We start from the raw sequence: 21,717 nt of genomic DNA on the forward strand, positions 1-21,717 counted from the left end.
TATGAAAAATCCATGAAAAAAGTCTATAATCAAATAGAGGAAAAAAACCTGAACAGATCATGAAGAATTCACGATCATCATCTGCATTAAGTATCTCCCTTACCTATGCCATCATAGGGGCCTTATGGATTCTACTTTCCGACCGAATAGTTGCTTTTTTATTCACCGACCCATATCAACTATCCATCGTTCAATCATATAAAGGTTGGTTTTTCGTTCTCATTACTGCTCTCGTTTTATTTATCCTGCTAAAGAACAGAAAAAACATCCTACAAACTGCAGAACAAAATTTTTCAGACTTGTTTGAATCCACAACAGAAGGGATTTTCAGATCCTCCCCTGAAGGGAAATTCATTAATGTTAATACTGCCATGGCGGCACTGTTTGGTTATGAAACGCCTGAAGAAATGATCGAACAAATCAGTAACATCAGCACACAAATTCACCTATCGATGGAGAGTCGCCGCGAATTCACAGAAGCACTGACCCAGCAAGGATATGTGGAAAAGTTCGACGCAAAAAACCTGCGAAAAGATGGAAGCATAATCTGGACCTCCACAAATGCCCGTGCTGTAAAGGGTATTAACGGAAAAATATTGTATTACGAGGGTTTCGTCACAGATATTACAAAGCAAAAAAATGCCGAAAACGCAATACGCGAAGCTGAAGAGCGCTATCGCACCTTGGTTGAAAAACTACCAGCAGTCATTTTCATGGACATATTCAATGATTCCCAATCCACTCGATATATGAGCCCGCGGCTCAAGGAGCTACTTGGCTATAGTCCGGAAGAGTGGGCAGCTGGTGAAGACATGTGGGAAAACTCACTTCACCCGGATGACCGCGAACGCGTCATTGCCGAGGATATCCGAACGGACGAGACTGGAGAGCCGTTTCGCATTGAATATAGATTACGTCATCGTGACGGTCATTATGTCTGGATCAAAGAAGATGCTTCGATCATTAAAGACGAGGGTGGAAATCCCCTCTTCTGGCAAGGCACTCTTCTGGATATTACAGAGCAAAAAAACTCAGAAAGGGTAATGAAGGAAAACGAGGTCAGCTACCGTGAACTATTCAATAGCGTGACCCAAGCCATTTACATTCAGGATAAAGAAGGAAGATTCCTTGATGTTAATGACGGCGCAATGAAGATGTACGGTTATCCACGGGAGTTTTTTATTGGAAAAACACCAGAGGTATTGAGTGCACCCGATAAAAACGATCTGACAAATCTCGTCAAAAGGATCGAACACACTTTTAACGGGGAGCCGCAAGAATTCGAATTCTGGGGAATAAGAAGCAACGGCCAGATATTTCCTAAAATCATCACCTTAAACAAGGGAACTTATTTCGGACAGGATGTAATTATCGCTATTGCACAGGATATTACGGTTCGAAAACAAGCAGAGATCTTGCTTGAGCGCCAATTAAAGGAATTGACCATCCTGCGGGCAACGACCATGGCGGGCACACAGAGCAACTCGGAAAATGACATTATTGAACAAGTGACAAGGATTACTGCCAGCATATACACGGACGTATGCGGAATTTTACTTTTGAACGAACAGGGAACCATGCTAACCCCTCACCCATCTTATGTAGGTGCTGATATTTCCAAATGGAAAAACGGCTACCCGATTACAGGTGGAATTACAGGGAGAGCAGTGCGGACCGGCAGATCCATCCGCATTAACGACATCACACAAGATCCAGATTACATTGAAATATTATCAAGTATAAAATCGGAAATATGCACCCCATTTCGAGTAAATGAACGGATCATTGGTGTTTTTAATGTAGAAAGCAAACAGATTAATGCCTTTGATGAACAGGATGAACGTCTGCTCAATACAATCGCTGGTGGCTTGGGAACCGCAATTGAGAAGCTTCGCCTCACTAGAGCAGAACAGATTCAACGTCAACGCGAAACAGCGATACTGGACCTGATCCGTATAGCCGCATCATCACTGGACCTCGATCAGGTTCTACAATCCATTCTTGATCAACTCATTAAAGTGATTCCATCAGACGGCGGCAGCATCCAGCTTTTAGATGCAGACTACTTGACTATTTCAGCATCTGCCGGATCAATAAATTTCGTAAAACCTGAGCCGTTCCTGCTTGGAGAATTGCCGCTCAACAACCACGTTATTACTGAGCAGCAAACTGTCCGGATCGACAATACACTCCTTGATACGCGTTATAGGTACCTTGGCGAAAATTCACAAATAAGGTCATTTCTGGGAATCCCGTTGATTGCCAAGGGTAAATCAATAGGAATGATCGCGCTCGAAAGTTTTCAAACATCTCACTTCACACAGCAAGATGAAGAACTTGGACTCGCACTTGCGAACCATGCTTCGATTGCCATCGAAAACGCACGTTTGTTTGATGAAGAACAAAAGCGTCGCGAACAAGCCGAAATTCTGCGGGAAGCAACCGGAACATTAACATCCTTCTTCGAACTGGACAAACTCTTCGAAAATATATTCATTTCACTTTCGAAGCTAGTGAGTTTCAACAGTATGTCAATTGAAATGATCAACAATGAGTATGTTGAAATTGTCGCGGGGCAAAACATTCCCCAAGAAATGATCGGCAAAAAATATTTATTTGATCTAAAGAAATGGGGCGGCATTGAAAAATTTCACCTACCCATAATCATTCCAGATGTTCAAATCGACGACCGATTTGAAAAATTCGAGCAGACAAACTATATCCGTAGTTGGATGGGCATCCCCTTATTTTCCAAAGACAGAATAATCGGTTTTCTAAATCTCGATAGCCGAACACCGAATTTTTTTAACGAAGGGCACGCCGCCCTTGCGCAGACATTTGCAAACCAGGCTGCAATCGCCATCGAAAATGCCCGCTTGTTCCACGAGGAAAAACGACGTACCCAGATCATCGAAACACTGGCAAATATTGCGAATGAGATTGCCACGACCCGTGAGGTAATCCCCGCCCTCGATAAAATTGCCGAGAGAGCCATCTCCCTACTCAATGCCGGTACGGTCGCAGTTTATTTGCTTCAAGATGATAACAAAACCATCAAGGTCGTTACAGCAAAAGGTGCTTATCAAAAGGAATTGCTTTCACACACGATCGAGATCGGAAAAGGCATTACCGGCAATATTATTGCGACTGGCAAGCCCGAGATCGTAAATGATATTTCACTGGACTCACGCACGATCACCGTGCCCGGCACGCCCAAAGAAGATGCCGCGCTTGATACGATGATGTCTGCCCCCCTAATCTTGCACGGACAATCCTTCGGCGCGATCAATGCCTGGCGGCCAAAACTGAATGGATTGTTTGACAAGTCCGAGTTGAACTTCCTTGTCAGTATCGCGCATCAGGCATCCATTTCAATAGAATCGGTACGTTTGTTCGAAGAAACGGCCCACCGCGCGCAGGAAACAGCAGCCATCGCAGAAGTCGGCCGCAGCATTTCCGCAACCCTTGAACTCGACAAAGTGCTCGATAGCATCGCTCTTTACGCCAAAGAACTACTAAAGGCGGAGACCAGTGCGGTTTATTTGGCCGAGCAAAATCCGCTACGACTGAGGGCAATATCCGCTCTTGGCAGCGATTCAGAAGAGGTCAAGAACGACCCGCTGAAAATCGGCAATGGAATCCTGGGAGATATCGCCCTCAAAAAACGCGGAGAGATCGTCAACAACACAATCAATGACCCACGCTCGGTTCCTGTTGAAGGGACCGAGATCGGACGGGATGAACACATTATGGGAATGCCGTTCCTCTCAAAGGGCCAGTTGACCGGTTTGCTGGTCGTCTGGCGGATCGGAGAGGATAAGGCTTTCAAATCCACTGACCTCGATTTTCTAAACAGCCTCGCACAGCAAGCCACGGTTGCCATCGAAAACGCCCGCCTATTCGAGGCGGAACACAAACATCTTCAAAATGCAGAGATCTTAAATCAGGCAACATCCGCACTCGCCAACACGCTGGACGTTTATAACGTCTTCGAAAACATTCTGGACTGGCTGATAAAGCTCGCCCCCTACGACAGCGCCTCCATCATGATGGTGCATCAGGAGGATGAATTGAAGATGGTCGCCAAACGCAATTTACCGAGACATTTCTCCGTCGGACAGATCTTCCCGATCACTGAAAAATGGAGGTCCATTATCGCGGAAAGGAAACCTCACGCTCTCGAAGAAGCGCAAGTGGATCCTTATTTCCAAAAATGGGCAGGGAGTGAATATATCCACGGATGGATGGGTGTTGCCATGTTCATTCAGGATAAACCGATCGGCTTCATCAATCTCGACAGCAAAACAGCAGGCATTTATACCGAGGAACACGCAGTGCTCGTTCAAACGTTCGCTAACCAGGCCGCAACCGCAATAGAAAATGCCCGTCTTTTTGAATTGGAACAAAAACGACGCAAAGAGTCTGAACTTGTACGTCAAGCTGCGACCATCCTTTCGAGTCTGCTTGACCTGCCATCCCTGCATGAGGCCATTCTTGAATGGCTGGGCAAGATCGTCCCGTACGATAGCGCATCCATCATGGAGATCGAAGGAGCTCACATCCGCATTACAGCGACCAGGGGCCTTCAAAATCCAGAAAAGGCTCTAAATCATATCTTCCCGGTCGATCATGTTCTATTCAAAATCGCTAGAGAAACTGGCGAACCCTTGATTCTTGAGGATTGCGACGATGATCCCCGTTTTGAAAGATGGGCAGAGACCAGCAAGATTCGTGGATGGATGGGGGTTCCCCTGATCACCCGCGGACAGGTGACCGGATACATTACGATTGATCGCCACATCCCCAATACATTCACAAAAAATGACGCACATATCGCTCAGATATTCGCCCATCAGGCCGCCAACTCCCTTGAAAATACGCGCCTCTATACCGAGACACTCCAAAGACTCGATGAGCTGGAAATGGTCAGTCGTGTCTCTTTTGCCCTGCGCACCGCCCGCGATACTCGAGAGATGATCCCCATCCTGCTTAATGAAATCAAAGCCAACATGGGCACAGACTCAGCGGCCATCTGGTTGTATGACCATGGAGCAAATGAACTTGTACCGATTGCAACAAGTGGCAGGCTAAAGGGTCTGCCAAAATCCACGTTCAAACCCAATGAAGGGATCGTTGGCTCGGTGTATTCCAAAGGAGCGATGCACATCAGTTCCGAACTAATTCACGATAACCTTATCGTACCTGAAAATGCCAGCTTCTTCGGTACAGGTTGGAGTAGCGTAACACTCCCAATTCGCACCGTATCCGAAACCATCGGTGCATTGGTGGTTGCCATGTCTGCACCCCATAAGATCGGAGCAAATCATATTCGCCTGATCACAACACTTACCGAAATCGCGGGCAACGCCATCTACCGCTCCAACCTCTTCGAGCGCAGTGAAGAACAGATTCGCCGACTCACCACACTACGTGAGATGGATACAGCCATCACATCCAGCCTTGACCTGCATATTACACTTGGCATCCTTACAGAGCATTTGACCACTAAGATGGAAGTAAGCGCCGCCACAGTACTGGTCTTCAACCCCAACAGCCAGACCTTGAATTATTACGCCCCAGCTGGATTCAAAAATCGTGAAGTAGTGCGCGGCTCGCAAAACATTAGCGAAGGTCTCGCAGGTCAGATTCTTTTGAACCGCAGAGCGATCTTCATAAAGGACTTGAGCAAGGAACCCGACCTGCCGAAAATGCGGACTTTAAAATCCGAGCAATTCGTGAGTTATTACGCCATGCCGCTTTTTAGCAAGGGAGCTACCAAGGGCATCCTTGAAACCTATTTCCGCAAACCCTTCACCCCCAACGGAGACTGGCTAGATTTCATCCACACACTTGCAGAGCAGGCCATCATTGCAATCGACAACGCGCAGCTTTTCGAAAATCTCCAACGAACCAATCAGGAGATCTCCCTTGCATATGACACGACCCTGGAAGGCTGGGGCAAAGCGCTGGAACTACGCGACAAGGAGACTCAGGGACATACGAACCGCGTCACAAACCTGACCCTTGAACTGGCACGGCAAATGAACATTCCCGAAACCGACTTATTGCAGATCCGCCGCGGGGCCTTGCTCCACGACATCGGCAAAATGGGTGTTGCAGATGCCATCCTTCACAAGAAAGGCCCACTCACACCAAGCGAGTTGGCCGATATGCACAAACATCCCAAATATGCATACGACCTGCTCTACCCCATTGCATACCTCCGCCCCGCAGTGGACATTGCCTATTGCCACCACGAATGGTGGGATGGAAGCGGATACCCCCGTGGCCTGAAAGGCGAAGAGATCCCTCTCGCAGCCCGCATCTTCGCGATCATCGATGTTTGGGATGCTTTACTTTCAGACCGCCCCTATCGCCGCGCATGGTCTCGCAAGAAAACAATGAAGTACATCAAAGGGCTCTCGAACAAACAATTCGACCCCATCGTCGTGGAAGCCTTCTGCAAGATGATCGACAACGATGACTTGTACAAAAACGCGCTGGGCGAACCAAAGAAACCACGTAAAAAGACCCCAACCAGCAAAACAAAAAAGAGATGAGCCGCTCGGCTCATCTCTTTTTTGAATTTACTTAACCCGTACAAAACGCCGCTTCCCCACTTGTAATACACCAGGGTGCGGGAAAGGTGCATCGCCGCGTTCCAGCACCTCGCCATCCAACTTCACACCCTTCTGATCGATCAGGGAGCGGGCCTTGCTCTTGCTCTCAGCCAATCCGGCAGCGAGGATCACATCCACAACTGTTTGCCCTGATTGCAAAGCAAAATCAGGCATCTCATCGGGAATTTCCTTCTGTTGGAAGGTCTTGACAAAATTCTCACGCGCAGATTTCGCGTCTTCTTCGCCGTAGAAAATGCTGGTGATCTCGCCTGCCATATTCATCTTCGCATCGCGCGGATGCAAAGCACCGGAAACCACGTCCTGCTCGATCTTTTCGATCTCGTGCGGACTCCAGCGTGTGACAAGGCGCATGTACAAGGCCATCGCAGAGTCGGGCACAGACATCAACTTGCCAAACATGTCGTTCGCGCCCGTGTTGATCGGTACGATGTTCCCCGTTGATTTCGACATTCTCTGCACGCCATCCGTCCCCGGCAGGATCGCGGTGATGATTCCCACCAACGGCTTCTGACCCAACGCCTCCTGCAATTTGCGCCCAGCCACGATGATATTGAACAACTGATCCGAGCCGCCGATCTGAACATCGGTTTCCATGGCAACGGCGTCATAGCCCTGCATCAACGCATAGAAAGTCTCATGGATGTAGATCGGTTCCCCTTTTTCAAGGCGATTGGCAAAGTTATCGCGCGCCAAAAACTGTTGAACGGTGAAGTTCTGCCCAAGGCGGATCAGGTCCACCAGCGTGAGCTTCGAAAGCCATTCGCCGTTGTAACGAATCTTCGTTTTTTCGCGATCCAGCACACGGAAAGCCTGCTCGGTGTAAGTCATCGCATTTTCGGCGACCTTCTCCTCGGTCAGGATCGGACGCGCTTTATTTTTATCCGAAGGGTCACCCACCAACGCAGTGTAGCTTCCGATCAGAAAAGTGACCTCGTGTCCCAGATCCTGAAACTGGCGCAGCTTGCGCATGGTAATGGTGTGCCCCAAATGCAAGTCTGTGGATGTGGGGTCGTAACCGCAATACACCCGCAGCGGCCTGTTCTCTTTTTGGGCAAGCATCAATCGCTCGCGGAGTTCAGCCGTCATGGCCTTCTTAAGATCCTCATCGCCGTATTCCGTACCGAGCATCAACAATTCAACTTGTTCTTCGATGTTCATAGCTTCTCCTTTACCTAAACCCTAAAGGTTTTCAAAACCTTTGGTTTGTTTTGAAATTGACAAACAAAAACGCGCCCGCGATGATGTGGGCGCGTTTCAAGCACTCCATCGCAAGGGATTATGGATGGGTGTAATAATAGTATTTGTTGAACGAACTTAAACTGAACATGCGCGTATTATACATCAAGAATTTTACTGTGCCAAACCGAACGGGAAGGTCCACGGGCCTTTTACGGTGTAGAACTCGTCGCTGTAAACGATCTGCTCGGCCTGTTCCTGCGTCATCTCTGGTGGGATGCTGAGGATCTGCATCGTCAACAAACCATTCACATCGATGCAATCCAATGTAATGGCAATGCCGCGATCGAGCATGGCCTGCTGGATCTTCGGCATGTACACCGAACAATATTCGCCTTCACGCACTGTGGTACCAATGGAATCAATGATGATCGCCGCATTGGTCAGGTCGGCATCGGGCGGCACAACGAAGGTCAGCGTGTCACAGCGCAGACCAGCTACTCCATTCACAGGGTCTTGAAAACTCAACAGGGTGGTGCCAAATTCCTGCACAACCACTCCCCCGTACGTCAGGCTCGCAGATTGAACCCCCCAATCCGATGTATCGGGCAGGGTAAAACACACATCCGCATTGATGTTTTTGCCTTCCATTGAAACCCGTTCCATACGAACTTCGATACCGCTCGCCGTTTGATTCGGTGCGGCGACTTCCACTTGGGCCGTCGGATAAGACGGGTCAATATACGGCTCGGCCGTCGCAATCAATTGCGGCACGACCACCACAGGGTGTTGCTGTGCAGAGGGTCCACAGGCGGCAAGAAGGAATGCCAGCACGAGGATTATTTTCTTCATGGGATTTTTTTCTCCTTTGACTTTTAACTGAACAAATCGGTCAACGCTTCACGCGGACCTGGAAACTGGAACCGGTACCCAGACTCGGTCAGCCGTTTGGGCTGGGAAAACCTGCCTTCAACAATCAAGACGCTCATTTCCCCCAAAAAGGTCCGCAGCAAAAATGCAGGCACAGGAAACCAATATGGGCGGCGAAGCACGCTGGCAAGGGTTCGATTGAATTCAGCATTGGAAGTGGGTACAGGCGCGATCAGGTTATACACACCGCGCGCATTATCATTTGCGATCAAATGCCGCATTGCACCGACCCAATCCTGAATATGGATCCACGGTATGCAGAATTTTCCATCGCCCATGGGCCCGCCCACGAAAAGCCTTACCGGCAAAGCCATCAGCGGCATCAGCCCATCTTTTTTATCGAGCACAGGCGCCGTACGGGTGACTACCCGCCGAAGACCCAGTTCTTCAAGCGGTTTGGTGGTGTTTTCCCACTCTACAGTAAGCTGTGACAGGAAATCGCTTCCGGGCGGCGTGGATTCATCAGCAAGGTCGCCGCTCAGGCCATAATGATTGATGCCCGACTGCTGAATAAAAATTCCCGGGCGCTGAGTCGCTTGCAGGATCGCTTCAACAAGCGCCAGTCCGGGTATGACGCGAGAGTCGTGGAAGGCTTTTTTTGTTGCGGCAGTCCACGGCCATGAGGCGAGAGTCTTGCCTGCCAGGTGAATGATCACATCCATTTCGTTTACAAGATGCCCCCATCCATTCGTTGTTTTCGCATCCCATGGCACGGCCTGCGTCCCCGGCAGAGAATGTGTGCCGCGGGTGAGAATGAATACTTTGTGTCCATCTGCGAGGAAGGATCTTGCGAGGGCATTCCCCAAAAAACCCGAACCACCTGCGATCATGATGTTCATTTCAAACGCTCCTGTAATGCACCGCTGCGCGGATTTATTTGAGTGGATGTATAATCATGCAGATTTCCGAGGCAATATGTACGAACCGGTACTGGTACTCAACGCCAATTTTGAGCCGATTCATGTGTGCTCAACACGCAGGGCTGTTGGTCTGATCCTTGCTGGGAAAGCCGGTTTGATCGTCAATGGGCGCGGATACATTCACACAATCACGCAAATGCTCCCCCGCCCGTCGGTCATTCGGTTGGAATCACAAGTACATCGTCCACGTCCGCATGTTAAATTAACGCGCCGCGAAATATTCCGACGTGACAATTATACCTGTCAGTATTGCGGCAAACGGGATGGGCTATTGACTGTGGATCACGTGATCCCACGTCACATGGGCGGCCAGCATATTTGGACGAATCTGGTGGCGGCTTGTTCCTCATGCAATCACCGCAAGGGCGGGCGCAAAGTGGAAGAGGCTCACATGCATCTCCTGCATATTCCAAAGGAACCACCCGCCAATGCCGCATATATCTTCGGGCGGCATCTCACAGAGAACGGCGAGTGGGAGCCTTATATTTCGGGCTGGTAAATTTTCCCCGCCTTTTTCGTACGACTATCGCTGCCGTTTTCAGCCGCTCTTCCAAAATGGGAGAGCGGTAATCTTTTCCCGAATTTCAACACTGTAAAATCCTTCATCAAGGCAACGATGCCGCGAAATGACTCGCCTGCTTCCGCGATGGGATCGCCGCTCGAGTATTGACCGGTCGGATAGTGGATGAGATACAGCCTGCCCGCGCCTGCTTTTTTGGCCACCTCTCCCGCCTGCCGGGCGGAGGAATGCCCCGGGGTTTCACCGGTGGCTTCGTGGATCAACACATCTGCATTTTCACTCAGGCGCACAACTTCTTCACAGGGTTCCGTGTCGCAGGAATAGGCCATCACCTTTTGGCTGCGGGTAAATTCCACACGCAGGCCAATGTTGGGAATGAAGTGACGCACCGGCGATGCATGGATCGTAAAATCGGAGCAATCCAAAACGGGGGTCATTTCTTTGATCGGCAGCCGATGGAAGATCACCGGGAAGAAATTCGGCCAATCAGACCAATTGTAGAACCCCATCAAACTTTCAAGGCGGTCGAGAGTGTAGTGCAATCCATAAATGTGGAGCGGACTTTCGCGCCCCAGCAGCCACATATCCATTAAAAGCAGGGGGATCCCGGAGGCATGGTCGGGATGGAAATGCGTCAGAATCAGGTCGGTGAGGTCGTTAAAATCCAGACCGGCTTCTTCCAGCCGCAAAATGGGGTTGCTGCCGGAGTCGATCAGCACCATACGTTCCTTACCCACCAGGACCATATGCGTATTTTCGCTGCCTTTTGTAGGGATTGCATTGGACGAACCAAGGATGATTACTTTTGGCATATGGTTATCTTATCCTACATTCCTGCCTTCGTTAATCGCAGTTTTATTTCGAAAATCTGGATGACCTGACCCACAAAATTGTATCGCCTGATGCAAAATTTAACAACTGTTTTGGCAAAGTCCAATTGAGTATATTGGCACATGATAAGGCAAAGCCGTAAAGGTGCATGAGAAACGCGCCTTTACGGCTTTGCCTGAAAAACACGATCAAGGGAAAACGAATTGTCTACTTCACAACACCAGCCAAAAGGACAGGGGTGATATACGCCTCGATGACCGCAGCCACAGCCAGCAGCGGCACCACGAGACCGAAAAATATCTTCGTCCAATCGGCAAACAATTCAATGATCACCTCACCCATCGACTTGCCTGTCTGCGGCGTGACGATAGCCACACCCATGTAAAGCACCACGGCCGCACCGATCACCAGCGCAGGTAATTCAAAAATGCCATGCGGCAGGACCCCCGCCAGAAAGATCGGCAATGGCTGCAGGCCAAGCAGTTCAAGGAGTGCATATACGCCGCCGATCAAACCGATATTGAGCATATAAAGCAAAACGCCCAGCACACTGAACGAAACCAATCCCGCAAGGAAAATGAGCGCCACCGCGCGGGTGTTGTTCATAAATAGGAAAGGGGCATTGATGGTGTCTTGTAAATTTGCCAGCCCGGGCATTTCACGAGCGCTTTCCTCGATCTTCTCGAGCCTTTCAGGAGATGCTTTTGCGATGACCGGTGATACATTCACCATGATCCAATCGTAGCCCATCCATAAACTGACACCTGCCACCAAGGTCACAGCCAGCACGGCAGGGAGCACGCGCCGCATTGCCCCGCCCAAAACCTTCCTGTACCATTCGCCAATGGAATGCGCCCCGCCCATGAAATTCTTCCAAAACGTATTCAAGACCCACTTCAAGTTGATCGTATCGATCTCGCGGCCAAGCAAATATTCACGCTGAAAATGGGCAATGCCCACACGAATTAAAAGCAGCGCGATAATCATCACACCCGCAACAGCCAGCCAGAGCACGTCTTCATTTCCCCAAAACAGCATGACCGCCTCCCCCTGCATCAAAATGGCAACAGGGATGACGATGAACGAAGCCAGCAAATTCGCCGCCTTCACAGAAGTCGATTGCACCGAGATCACGATCGCGGCGCTCACCATTAAGGTGGCGTGGGCGGTCGTCAACAAGATCAATTGCAGCATGATCGAAAACGAAGGTATTTCAAGTCCTTGCTGAACGATCATAATGAGATACAAAGTAATGGAAAGATAACTCGCCGCCAAAGGTGTCGCCACGCCCACCAGCAGCTTTCCAAAATACAACTGCCAGTCATCGAGCGGAGCGCTCAACACAGGCTCGATCGTGCCGCGTTCCTTTTCGCCAACGAAGGCTTCCAACGCAACTACCAGCGAGATCGTGATCGGGAAAAAGCCAATGATCATGATCGAAAATGGAACAAGGCGGTCAAGAATTAAATTTGCCTCGTATTGATTCAGAAAATCAACCGTCTGTTTTGCAAACTCATTCATCAAAAACGGAAAACAGACCATCAGAATGATCATCGGCGTCAACACACGCCAATCACGGAATTGGTCTTTTAATTCACGCCCCGCCACAAGCCAGACCGGCCTAAGTTTATTGAACATTTTCGCGTCCTTTTGCTTCCGCCATCACCTTAAGGTACACCTGCTCGAGCGTGCGGGCTTCCTCTTGAAAAGCCATCACCGATGCAGATCCCCTGGACAATGCATTCAAGATCATTGGATTGGATGCCTGCGGCCGCTCCACACGGACCTTCAAACTGGTCGCCGTCCGAGAAAGTATTTCCACACCTTCGGGCAATTCCAACCTACTTGAGTCCCAGGTGTCGGTGAATTTGACTTCGTATTCAGGCAGGCCAAGCACATTCTTTTTTAATTCCTCCAAAGTCCCCTGCAGCAGAATCCGTCCGCGATAAATGATCGCGATCTTGTCTGCCAGGGCTTCCACTTCAGTGAGATTGTGCGAGCAAATCACGATCGTGCGCTGGGACGATTTCAGCCGCGCAATCTCATCCCGCACCAGCCGCGCAGATTCAGGGTCCATGGCTGAGGTGGGTTCATCGAGCAGCAACACACCGGGGTCATGCATCATGGCACGGGCCAGGGCCAGTTTCTGGCGCATGCCTTTTGAGTATTCACCAATTCTGCGCTTCGCAGCTTCAGTGAGGCCGAAATATTCAAGCAAATGCTCGCTGCGAGATTTCCGTGCCGAGGGCGCGATGTTGTAGATCTGCCCAAAATAATCAAGATACTCGATGGCGGTCATGCGCATGTATAAACCATGCTGTTCCGTGAGCACCCCCACGGAGGAACGCACATCATGCCCGTTTTTCACAACGTCATATCCTGCCACTCTTGCCCAACCGCGAGTCGGATTCAATAAAGCGGTCAACATGCGGACAGTGGTGGTTTTGCCCGCGCCATTTTGGCCCAACAACGCCAAAATCTGACCGGCATCCACCGACAGATTTACCCCATCCACGGCCATAAAATCGTGGAATTGCTTGCTTAGATCATGAGTTTCTATCATACGGATTCCTTATTGGTAAACACGATGAACGATGAGCCCAGATTCAATTGTATTCCCCACTACTCGGCATGGATGCTCACAGAGACCTTACAATTCCTGGACAGGGCGATGGCGTAGGTACAAACCGATCCCCGCACAAACAAAAATGACCGCAAAAAACACCTGATTGATATTAATCCCACTTACTAGGGCAATATCAAGCCGCAGAAACTCAAGCAAAAAGCGGGCAAAGGCATGCAAAACAAGATACACAAGGAAAAGATCGCCAGCCGCAAGTATTTCAGCAAATCGGCGCGCCAGCCACAAAAGGAAAAATAAACTCGCAAGACTCAAGAGCGATTCATAAGCAAACAACGGATGGTAAAAGTTCACTGTTTCAAAACCTGCCAGGCGATAAGCGGGATCAATGAAAATCTTCCACGGTAGATTGGTCGGCAGACCGTACAGTTCCTGATTGAAATAATTGCCAATGCGTCCGATGGCCTGACCAAGGACAATGCCCGGAGCCAGAACATCGGTCAACGCCCAAAAGGGCAAGCCATTCTTTTTGGAAAAATAAAGCAAGGCCAGCGCACCACCGATCAAAGCGCCGGGGAAACCAAAACCGCCGATCCAAAATGCAATGAAGTCCAATGGATGGGTGAGATAATGCTGCGATGTAAGGCCAAGCCCAACGGAAGAAAGAGACGGGGTGAGAATATGCCAGACGCGTGCCCCCAGAGTCCCCCAGACCGTCAAAGGTAGAAAAAGATAGTAAATAATCTCTGGGTCAAAGCCATGCCGCTTTGCTTCGCGCGCAGAAATTAACGCCCCCATTGCCACGCCAAGCGCAATCAGGAGACCGTTCCAACGCAGGAGCAGTGGGCCGAGCGATAGACCTTCGGTCATGTTAATGCAGGTACTCTTTGTTCTCTTTTGCTTTTCTCATCCGCTCGCGCCCCTGCACGCGGACGTGAAGGATGCGCTGGAATGCAGTGATGTTGCCGAGCACAGCGATCAGGACAACCGCGATAAACGGCTGATTAAAGATCAATAATGGAATCAAAACGATGTAACGTTCCACACGCGTGAGCAGACCAACTTTTGCAGTGAAGCCCAAACCCTCAGCGCGCGCTTTTACATAGGATACAAGCACCGAGCCAGCCGTGGCGAGAAAAGTCGCAACCACGCCTGGATAATTTTCCTGAGTGAGAAAAAAGTATAAAAGTCCGCCGAAGGTGATGAACTCAGCGTACCGATCACTGACCGAATCAACAAAGCCGCCAAAATCGCTTGGCTCGCTGCGCAAACGCGCCATGGTGCCATCCAATGCATCCACAAGGACGGAGATCAAAAGCACGATACCGCCGGTGGTCATCTTTCCCAGTGAAAGAATATACGCGCCAGCCGTGGTTCCCACCAAACCCAGCAAGGTAATGGCATTAGGAGTTAACCCAATATGATTTAAGAACGCGCCAGTCGGATCAAGGATACCTTTGAAAATGCGGCGCAATTGATCGGTAAAAGTTGGCTTCACTAACCCAGATCCTCCTGCTTGTCCGCATCCAAATCATCTTCGCTGACAAGTACCTCGCGCTCCTTGCCGCCGCCCTGTGATGGACCGACAACGCCCATTTCCTCAAGCTGGTCAAGCAGGCGCGCAGCACGCGGATACCCCACCCGCAAGCGGCGCTGTAATAATGAAGCGGAGGCACGCTGACTTTGGCGCACGATGGAAATAGCCTGTTCCACCAGACCGTCGTCTTCGCCTTCGCCGGGTTCCTGCAAAAGTTTTTCCCACGGGGGCGTGTCTTCAGTGCCATCGCTGTTCTTTTGCCAATGTGAGATGATGCGCTCGATCTCCATATCGGTGATCATGACCCCTTGCGCGCGCACGGGGTTGCCCACTTCAGGATTGAGGAAGAGCATATCACCACGCCCAAGCAGGGATTCCGCGCCGGTGTAATCCAAAATAACGCGGCTATCGATACCAGACGCCACTGCAAAAGCAAGGCGCGCCGGGAAGTTGGCTTTGATAAGACCCGTCACCACATCGGTGGATGGGCGCTGGGTGGCAACCACAAGATGAATGCCCGTGGCACGCGCCATTTGCGCAAGACGCACAAGGTTATGTTCGGTGACATCCGGAGCAGACATCATCAGGTCGGCGAGTTCATCGATCATCACAACGATGCGCGGCAGGGCTTTGCCATCGGCTTTGCGGGTCACTTTGCGATTGTAGGAATCCAAATCACGGGCATGCGCCGATTCGAGCAGGCGATAACGATGCTCCATTTCGACGACGACCCAGCGCAAGACTCCCAAAATGCGTTCGAGGTTGGTTTCAACTTTGCCGTACAAATGCGGCAAACCATTGAAGCGGATCAATTCCACCATCTTCGAATCGATCATGACCATGCGCAAGTCTTCGGGTGAGTTGTTCATTGCAAGGCAAGCCGCAATGGATGTGATACAGACCGATTTACCCGAACCTGTCGCACCTGCAATGAGCAAGTGCGGCATGCGTGACAGGTCGGCAATGAGCGGATGGCCCGACACATCGCGTCCGATCGCAACAGTGAGCGGCGCACCAACTTTATTGAACGCTTCTGATTCAAGCAAAGTCTTCAAACGCACAACTGAGCTGTGTGTGTTCGGCACTTCGATGCCCACGTAGGGTTTGCCAGGCACGGGCGCTTCGATGCGCAAACGCTGGGCGGATAACGCCAGCGCGATATCCTTTTCCAGCGAAGCAATCTGTGCGACGCGCACTTTCATTTGCTGTACATCTTCTTCATCCGAACCAGGTTTTTTGATGAAGCCGGGCTGCACCGCAAATTGCGTAACAGATGGGCCAACCCGATATCCGATCACTGTGGCGGGGATGCCGAAATCAGCGAGGGTCTTCATGATCAAGCCCGCAGTTTGATTGATCGTGCGTTCATCCGCGCGGACGGCTGATTCTGCGAGAAGGATTTGCAGCGGCGGGAGGTCTTCGTCACGCGGCCGCGCCTTGGCAGGTTTCTCATCCTTCTTGTCACTTTGTTTCAGGGTAGTACGGAATTCCGCAGGCAGCGGATTCGCCTTCTTTCGCGAAGCGGACGCTGCGGGTTGTATGGATTGTTCGATCTGCCGCTGCTCCACTTCTGCAGGAACGGGAGTTGCCACTACTACAGGCGGAGCTTCACCGGCAAGTTTCAACAACCAGGCTTCTATTTTTGTCCACAAGCCAAAACCGGTAACGACCGTGAACAACCACAACAGAAAGAGTACAAGTGTGCCACCAATCTCACCCATGGTCCGCCAAACAAGGGTGACGAGCCCCCAACCGAGGCGGCCACCGTCCCAGCCGGATTCTGCCCGAGTGATGTCGTTGCCCCAGAAAACAGCGAGCAGGCCAAGGGTCAGGAGCGAAGCGAGTTCAAGCGAGATGATTTGTCCCCAGCGTATTTCGGCGTTGTTTCGTCGTACCAAAGAATATCCGAAATATCCCAGCGCAAAGATAACGAGCAGGCTTCCCCAGCCAAACCAGAGTTTGAGCAGCATGGCGATCGGTGTGACCAGCACGCCATCGGTAAACTTCCACACCCCCAGCAATAAAATGAACGCAAACGCGACAAATAACACGCCAAATACATCGCGCAAAAAGCGGCCAAATTGCATGTAAAAACGGGCCAGCCTTTCGAGCCAGTCGTTTTGCGCGATGGGGGGCGGTTCGGCTTGTTGATATTGCCGATTGCGAGGGTGTGGAGAGTCAGACATTTTGTTTTATTCGAGCCTCATACTTAAACCCATCCGTTGATGGGCGGAGTCGAGATGCAGAATGCGTACCTGCACGGCCTCTCCCTCTGAAAGGATCTCCTTCAATGGTTGGCCATTGGCCTGCGGAATCTCGGAGACATGGATGAGACCTTCAACACCGGCATCCAAACGCGCGAACGCGCCAAAGGAAAGCACATTAGTGATGGTCGCATTCTTTATACTTCCCTCGGGGAATTCAACCGTAGCATGCTCCCAGGGATTCGCCAGCAGGCGTTTGAGACTCAGTGCAACGCGGCAGCGCTCAGGTGCAAGATCGAGCACTTGCACATCGATGGAGCTGCCGATCTTCGCGATGTTGCTCGGGTGAGAAACACGTCCCCATGATAATTCTGAGATATGAATCAGCCCTTCCACGCCGCCCAAATCAACGAAGACACCGAAGTCTGTAACATTGGTGACCGTGCCTTTTACCTTTTGCCCGGGCTGCAATGCGCTGAAAAGTTCGGCCCGTTTACCAGGCTCCGACTGCGCCGCACGTTCAGAGAAAACCACACGGTCATCTTCGGGCACGCATTCGATCACCTTTAGGTGAAGCGAACGACCCACATAAGATTCAAGGTCATGGTCGCGGTCAATATTCTCCACCTTCCCCGCCAGATCGATCAGGTGTGAGAATGGCACAAATCCGTACAGACCGCTGCCCTCCACAAGCAGGCCGCCGCGATTATGCCCGGTGACAGCCAGGTCAACGATCTGATCGCTCATGTAAAGTTCCTTGACCTGATTCCAGTTGGTCGCAGGTTTCTTTTCGAGCGAATCATCCGTCTCGACTTCACCATGTGAAGCAACAAGCTTCGAGTCATTGCGGACCTCGGACCTGTTCCCCGCCGAACGAACCGGAGGATGCGCCGACGAATATCGGCTCTCCTCCATCAGCACCGATGACCACCAGCCCTCGTCAATGGCAGGCATCGGATTTTCATGTTTGTTTCTCTGTCCAGTCATAATTTGCTCCTTCCCAACACAATAAATATGAGCGACGCTTTTTCAGTTCAATCCCACTGAAAACCGCGCTCTGACTTCACAATCCAAAGTTCACGCTTCTTTTCGGCTCATTTCCATTTCAAGGATCGCCTTCGCAACCGCTTCCACTGCCACGCGCTGTTTTCGGTATAAGTCCGCTTCAGACATGGCCAGACGCGATGCAACATCACGCACTTTGCGCCCTTCAATGAATTTCATTTCAAGAATATTGAACAGGATCCATTCCGTGGTGAATTTACGATCACCCTTGGGCTTGACCTGGTCAACGGCTTTTCTAAGGAGGGTGCGCACGGCATTGGCGGAATTCCCACCGTCTTTTTCCGCCAGTTCGCGCACGACCTGAAGTTTTATCAATGGATTGTTCGTCAGTTTGGGTCCGCCCCAATAATGGGTCAGGGCATCTTTCACCCAGTTGGCAAGGTCCGATTCTTCGGGGAGGTTATCTGTCAGTAAATTCGCGCGTGTATCGTAGCGCACAGCGGCGCGCATGCGCTGGATCATTTCCACCTGCGGCTGTAAATCGGCTAGTGATTGAAAAGCCCGCTGTTGTAATTGACGGTCTTGCAAGGCAAGCGCTGCACGGTCGGCAAGCAGCCACAAGGCATCGCGCTGGTCGCGTTCGATCAATAGCTTCTCTCGCCGGGCAACACCGAGCAGGCCCAACAAAGGCGGCATCTCATCCTGATCCATTTCGGGGCGTCGGCGGTGACGCAGAGGCAATATCCAGAAGTTCCCCCACTGGAACTCATGGCGTTCATCCTCCCCCACTTGGTCCAAGGCCTCGGTCAAACCCTCCTGATCAAGCATGGCGCGATTCCCAGCCACGACAATCGGTGATAAGGTCTCATCATCCAAAGCTGCTACAAAAGCGGCTGGTGACTGCATGTGGTCGCGCACAGCGGCCAGCACCGATTCAAGGAATTGCTGCAAGTCGCTTTGGGTGAGCAGGCGTTCTTCAAAATTTTGGAGTAATTGCAATTCGCCGCGATCTCTTCCGAAGAAAAGCCAGCGTTCCCAGAGGGGCGCGGCAAATGTAATGGCATGTTCAAGCGATAGGATGGTTACGACCACGATGAACGGCACAAAGGGATTGTATGGTGAGCCAAGCAATTCCCCGCTGCGACGAATGACCGTCATCAACGCCAAAGCGGCGGAGGCAGTCACGGGTCCGCGCATGATCCATTTGAACAAACGGCTTTTGATGACACGGTCTGGCCACGAAACACCGAAGAAAGCCACCGCATAGGCCATGATGATGACCAATGCCCCCACCAGCACGTTGATCACCGTCGCCACACTCCAAAAGAGGTAGGGATGCTCCGCCGCAAGGCCGTAACCAAATAACAGGTAAGGATAGGAGCCGAGCGCAGGAGCGGTCGCGCCAGCCATCAGATACAACATGCGACGGCGTCCTGAGCGAGTCAACATCAAGCTATAGGCACGCGCAAAATTCACGCCCGCCCAAACCATGGCCGTAACGTAAAACAGCGTAAACACTTCAGTCCACATCGTGCGCTGAAGGTGCGGGGCCGGCTTCCCATCAGGGACGAGCGGGCCGAGTAAATATCCGAATGCAAGTAGAACGAGGAAAATAGCAGAAACGACGTACATGCCGCGCACGGCAAACCTTCTACGACCGCGCGAAGGGCGGCCAGCCGTCACGAGCAACGCATCTGAAAGATGCAAGTACGCCGCAGGGAGAAAGACAATACCAAACCATTGCAGGCGCAGAAGCAGGTCAATCGTCCCAGAAGCCATCGATTCATCCTGCAGCGCCTCGGCGGTGAAAACAATCACCACACAAAGTAAAATGATCGCAAACGATCGCGCCACTCTATCGCGCAGATTAAAGGAAAGCGAATATAGAAACAGCGAAAACGCCGTGATGGCAATCCCCGCCGTCAGTATCTGGTTAAGTGCCTGGATCCCCGCCAGTACTGGTTCCATCCAACCGTTAATCATGTAACCCTTCCAACAAATAATTCGCAGGCGGTGGCCCAAACGGCCGTGAGCCTATTTTAAAGCTTTGGCAAAAAACAAGGCCACATCCTGTGTTAAGTAATAATGGTCATTATACCCGCAGAATTCATACCCGAACTTTTGCGCAAGGCGGATCGCAGGCAGGTTTTTAGACTGCATTTCCATACCAAAGCGACGGTACGATCTTCCCGACGCCCAATCTTGCGCAGACGCCAACAGGGCACTCCCCACCCCTTGGCGTCGGCTTGCCACATCCACCACGAGATCAGTGACCCAAACCATGGAATCCAGTCCACGCTCGAGCAGGCTGACGTACCCAACCGGGTCTGCCCCGATGCAGGCAGTGTACATCATGGATCTCTTCACCCAGTCATCGGCAAGCCCGAAGGAGTTGCGCGGGTACGCCACCGAAATGGAACGCGGCAAACGCACCTCACGAAATGAGGCTGTGACCTGCCCGGTATCGCGGCGCAATTCCAACTGCCAGACGGAATCACTGGTAATGGTGTGGTCAAACCCCATGAGGCGGGAGAGGTCATTTGCAATGGTTGGACGAATTTGAATTTCAGGCATATGGTTTCCAGAAGACGGTTTTAATTACGGCACGACGCGCACCGGCACAACGCAGGCCGGTAATGCCACACCTTGATTATCGGTAACGACGAGTCTTAATTGATAATCCCCGGGGGTCAGGGCGTTTGTGATCCACTCACCGAGATTTCCATTCACAACAATCTCACGCCCAGCGGAAATCGTCGCCCAAGTGCTGCTTCCCAACGGAGCGACTTCGTATTTATAAAAGCCGAAATTGGGGATATTCACCGTGCCGACCAGCGTGATGGTTCCCTGAACTTCCTGCCCCGGCGTTGGGGAGGTGAGCATGATCTGATTGGCGGTGCAGCCAATCAGGTCGGCTGATGATATCGGTTGGGGAGGCAAATTTGCAAACTGGGTCATCGACGCAGGCGAAAGCGTACCTGTGGGTGTGGAGATCAGATCTAATGTTGGAGTGGGGATCAGGGCATTCGAGGGAAGCCCCGGAATAATGAATGTAGCCGCAAAAAATTCCGCGCAAAACAGGACAGTAATCAACATCGAGATCGCCGCAGATTGTCCCAACCTGCGGGACGAGAACTCGCGTTCCATTGTATAAACCGCAGTCTGCGATTCCCGCCATGAACGCCACAACCAGCGAAAGGAAAACAAACCGCCAATCGCCAAAACAATATAAATCAACGCCTCGTAGGAGGCGAGGAAATTATAGATCTCTGCCATGAATGAACTCTATCGCCTGTCTCATAAATCACTAAACTTTTTGCAGGAAGAACGAGTGAACATTATGATTTCAGTTTAGTAAATTATGCGATACTT

15 protein-coding genes are annotated in these 21,717 nt (G+C 51.0%); 2 read left to right on the forward strand and 13 right to left on the reverse strand.

The window, feature by feature from the left end; all coding sequences use genetic code 11:
- Nucleotides 1-59 precede the first annotated feature (59 nt).
- The gene (locus IPI86_RS05270; protein WP_345296940.1) at nt 60-6,560 is read left to right on the forward strand and encodes a GAF domain-containing protein; all 6,501 of its coding nucleotides are present in this window, start codon (nt 60-62) and stop codon (nt 6,558-6,560) included.
- Nucleotides 6,561-6,587: 27 nt separating this feature from the next.
- Here IPI86_RS05270 and tyrS read toward each other — a convergent pair whose 3' ends face one another.
- From tyrS to IPI86_RS05285, 3 genes are all read right to left on the reverse strand, one after another.
- Nucleotides 6,588-7,799, reverse strand: a complete 1,212-nt coding sequence (gene tyrS / locus IPI86_RS05275) for a tyrosine--tRNA ligase (RefSeq protein WP_345296941.1) — start codon at nt 7,797-7,799, stop codon at nt 6,588-6,590.
- Between the two features lie 192 nt (nt 7,800-7,991).
- Entirely contained in the window at nt 7,992-8,669 is a 678-nt protein-coding gene (locus IPI86_RS05280) for a hypothetical protein (RefSeq protein ID WP_345296942.1), read from the reverse strand.
- Between the two features lie 23 nt (nt 8,670-8,692).
- Complete coding sequence (locus IPI86_RS05285) at nt 8,693-9,586, reverse strand: TIGR01777 family oxidoreductase (RefSeq protein ID WP_345296943.1); 894 nt, start codon at nt 9,584-9,586, stop codon at nt 8,693-8,695.
- A 76-nt stretch (nt 9,587-9,662) separates the two neighbouring features.
- On the opposite strand from IPI86_RS05285, the gene IPI86_RS05290 reads away from it, so the two are divergent.
- Complete coding sequence (locus IPI86_RS05290) at nt 9,663-10,166, forward strand: HNH endonuclease (RefSeq protein ID WP_345296944.1); 504 nt, start codon at nt 9,663-9,665, stop codon at nt 10,164-10,166.
- Here IPI86_RS05290 and IPI86_RS05295 read toward each other — a convergent pair.
- The 10 genes from IPI86_RS05295 to IPI86_RS05340 form a co-directional block, all read right to left on the reverse strand.
- On the reverse strand, nt 10,148-10,999 hold the full coding sequence (locus IPI86_RS05295; RefSeq protein WP_345296945.1) for an MBL fold metallo-hydrolase: 852 nt from the start codon (nt 10,997-10,999) through the stop codon (nt 10,148-10,150). The two genes, IPI86_RS05290 and IPI86_RS05295, sit on opposite strands and share 19 nt — an antisense overlap.
- A gap of 226 nt (nt 11,000-11,225) precedes the next feature.
- A complete protein-coding gene (locus IPI86_RS05300) occupies nt 11,226-12,656 on the reverse strand; it encodes a stage II sporulation protein M (RefSeq protein WP_345296946.1) in 1,431 nt (476 codons plus the stop codon).
- A complete protein-coding gene (locus IPI86_RS05305) occupies nt 12,646-13,581 on the reverse strand; it encodes an ABC transporter ATP-binding protein (protein WP_345296947.1) in 936 nt (311 codons plus the stop codon). The genes IPI86_RS05300 and IPI86_RS05305 overlap by 11 nt, the downstream gene beginning before the upstream one ends.
- Before the next feature lie 87 nt (nt 13,582-13,668).
- Nucleotides 13,669-14,469: a prolipoprotein diacylglyceryl transferase gene (lgt, locus tag IPI86_RS05310; RefSeq protein ID WP_345296948.1), complete on the reverse strand. Its 801-nt coding sequence runs from the start codon at nt 14,467-14,469 to the stop codon at nt 13,669-13,671.
- 1 nt (nt 14,470) lies between these two features.
- Nucleotides 14,471-15,097 carry a CDP-alcohol phosphatidyltransferase family protein gene (locus IPI86_RS05315; protein WP_345296949.1) on the reverse strand — a complete coding sequence of 209 codons (627 nt, stop codon included), beginning with the start codon at nt 15,095-15,097 and terminating at the stop codon, nt 14,471-14,473.
- Complete coding sequence (locus tag IPI86_RS05320; protein WP_345296950.1) at nt 15,097-17,322, reverse strand: DNA translocase FtsK; 2,226 nt, start codon at nt 17,320-17,322, stop codon at nt 15,097-15,099. Before IPI86_RS05320 ends, IPI86_RS05315 begins: the two co-directional genes overlap by 1 nt.
- Before the next feature lie 6 nt (nt 17,323-17,328).
- A complete protein-coding gene (locus IPI86_RS05325; protein ID WP_345296951.1) occupies nt 17,329-18,327 on the reverse strand; it encodes a S1 RNA-binding domain-containing protein in 999 nt (332 codons plus the stop codon).
- A 90-nt stretch (nt 18,328-18,417) separates the two neighbouring features.
- The gene (locus tag IPI86_RS05330; protein WP_345296952.1) at nt 18,418-20,328 is read right to left on the reverse strand and encodes a hypothetical protein; all 1,911 of its coding nucleotides are present in this window, start codon (nt 20,326-20,328) and stop codon (nt 18,418-18,420) included.
- Between the two features lie 51 nt (nt 20,329-20,379).
- Nucleotides 20,380-20,919, reverse strand: coding sequence for a GNAT family N-acetyltransferase (locus tag IPI86_RS05335; RefSeq protein WP_345296953.1), 540 nt, complete (start codon nt 20,917-20,919; stop codon nt 20,380-20,382).
- A 24-nt stretch (nt 20,920-20,943) separates the two neighbouring features.
- Entirely contained in the window at nt 20,944-21,621 is a 678-nt protein-coding gene (locus tag IPI86_RS05340) for a hypothetical protein (protein WP_345296954.1), read from the reverse strand.
- Between the last annotated feature and the right edge of the window lie 96 nt (nt 21,622-21,717).

This window comes from Candidatus Villigracilis affinis, from assembly GCF_016705895.1.
GTDB classification, from domain to species: Bacteria; Chloroflexota; Anaerolineae; order Anaerolineales; family Villigracilaceae; genus Villigracilis; species Villigracilis affinis.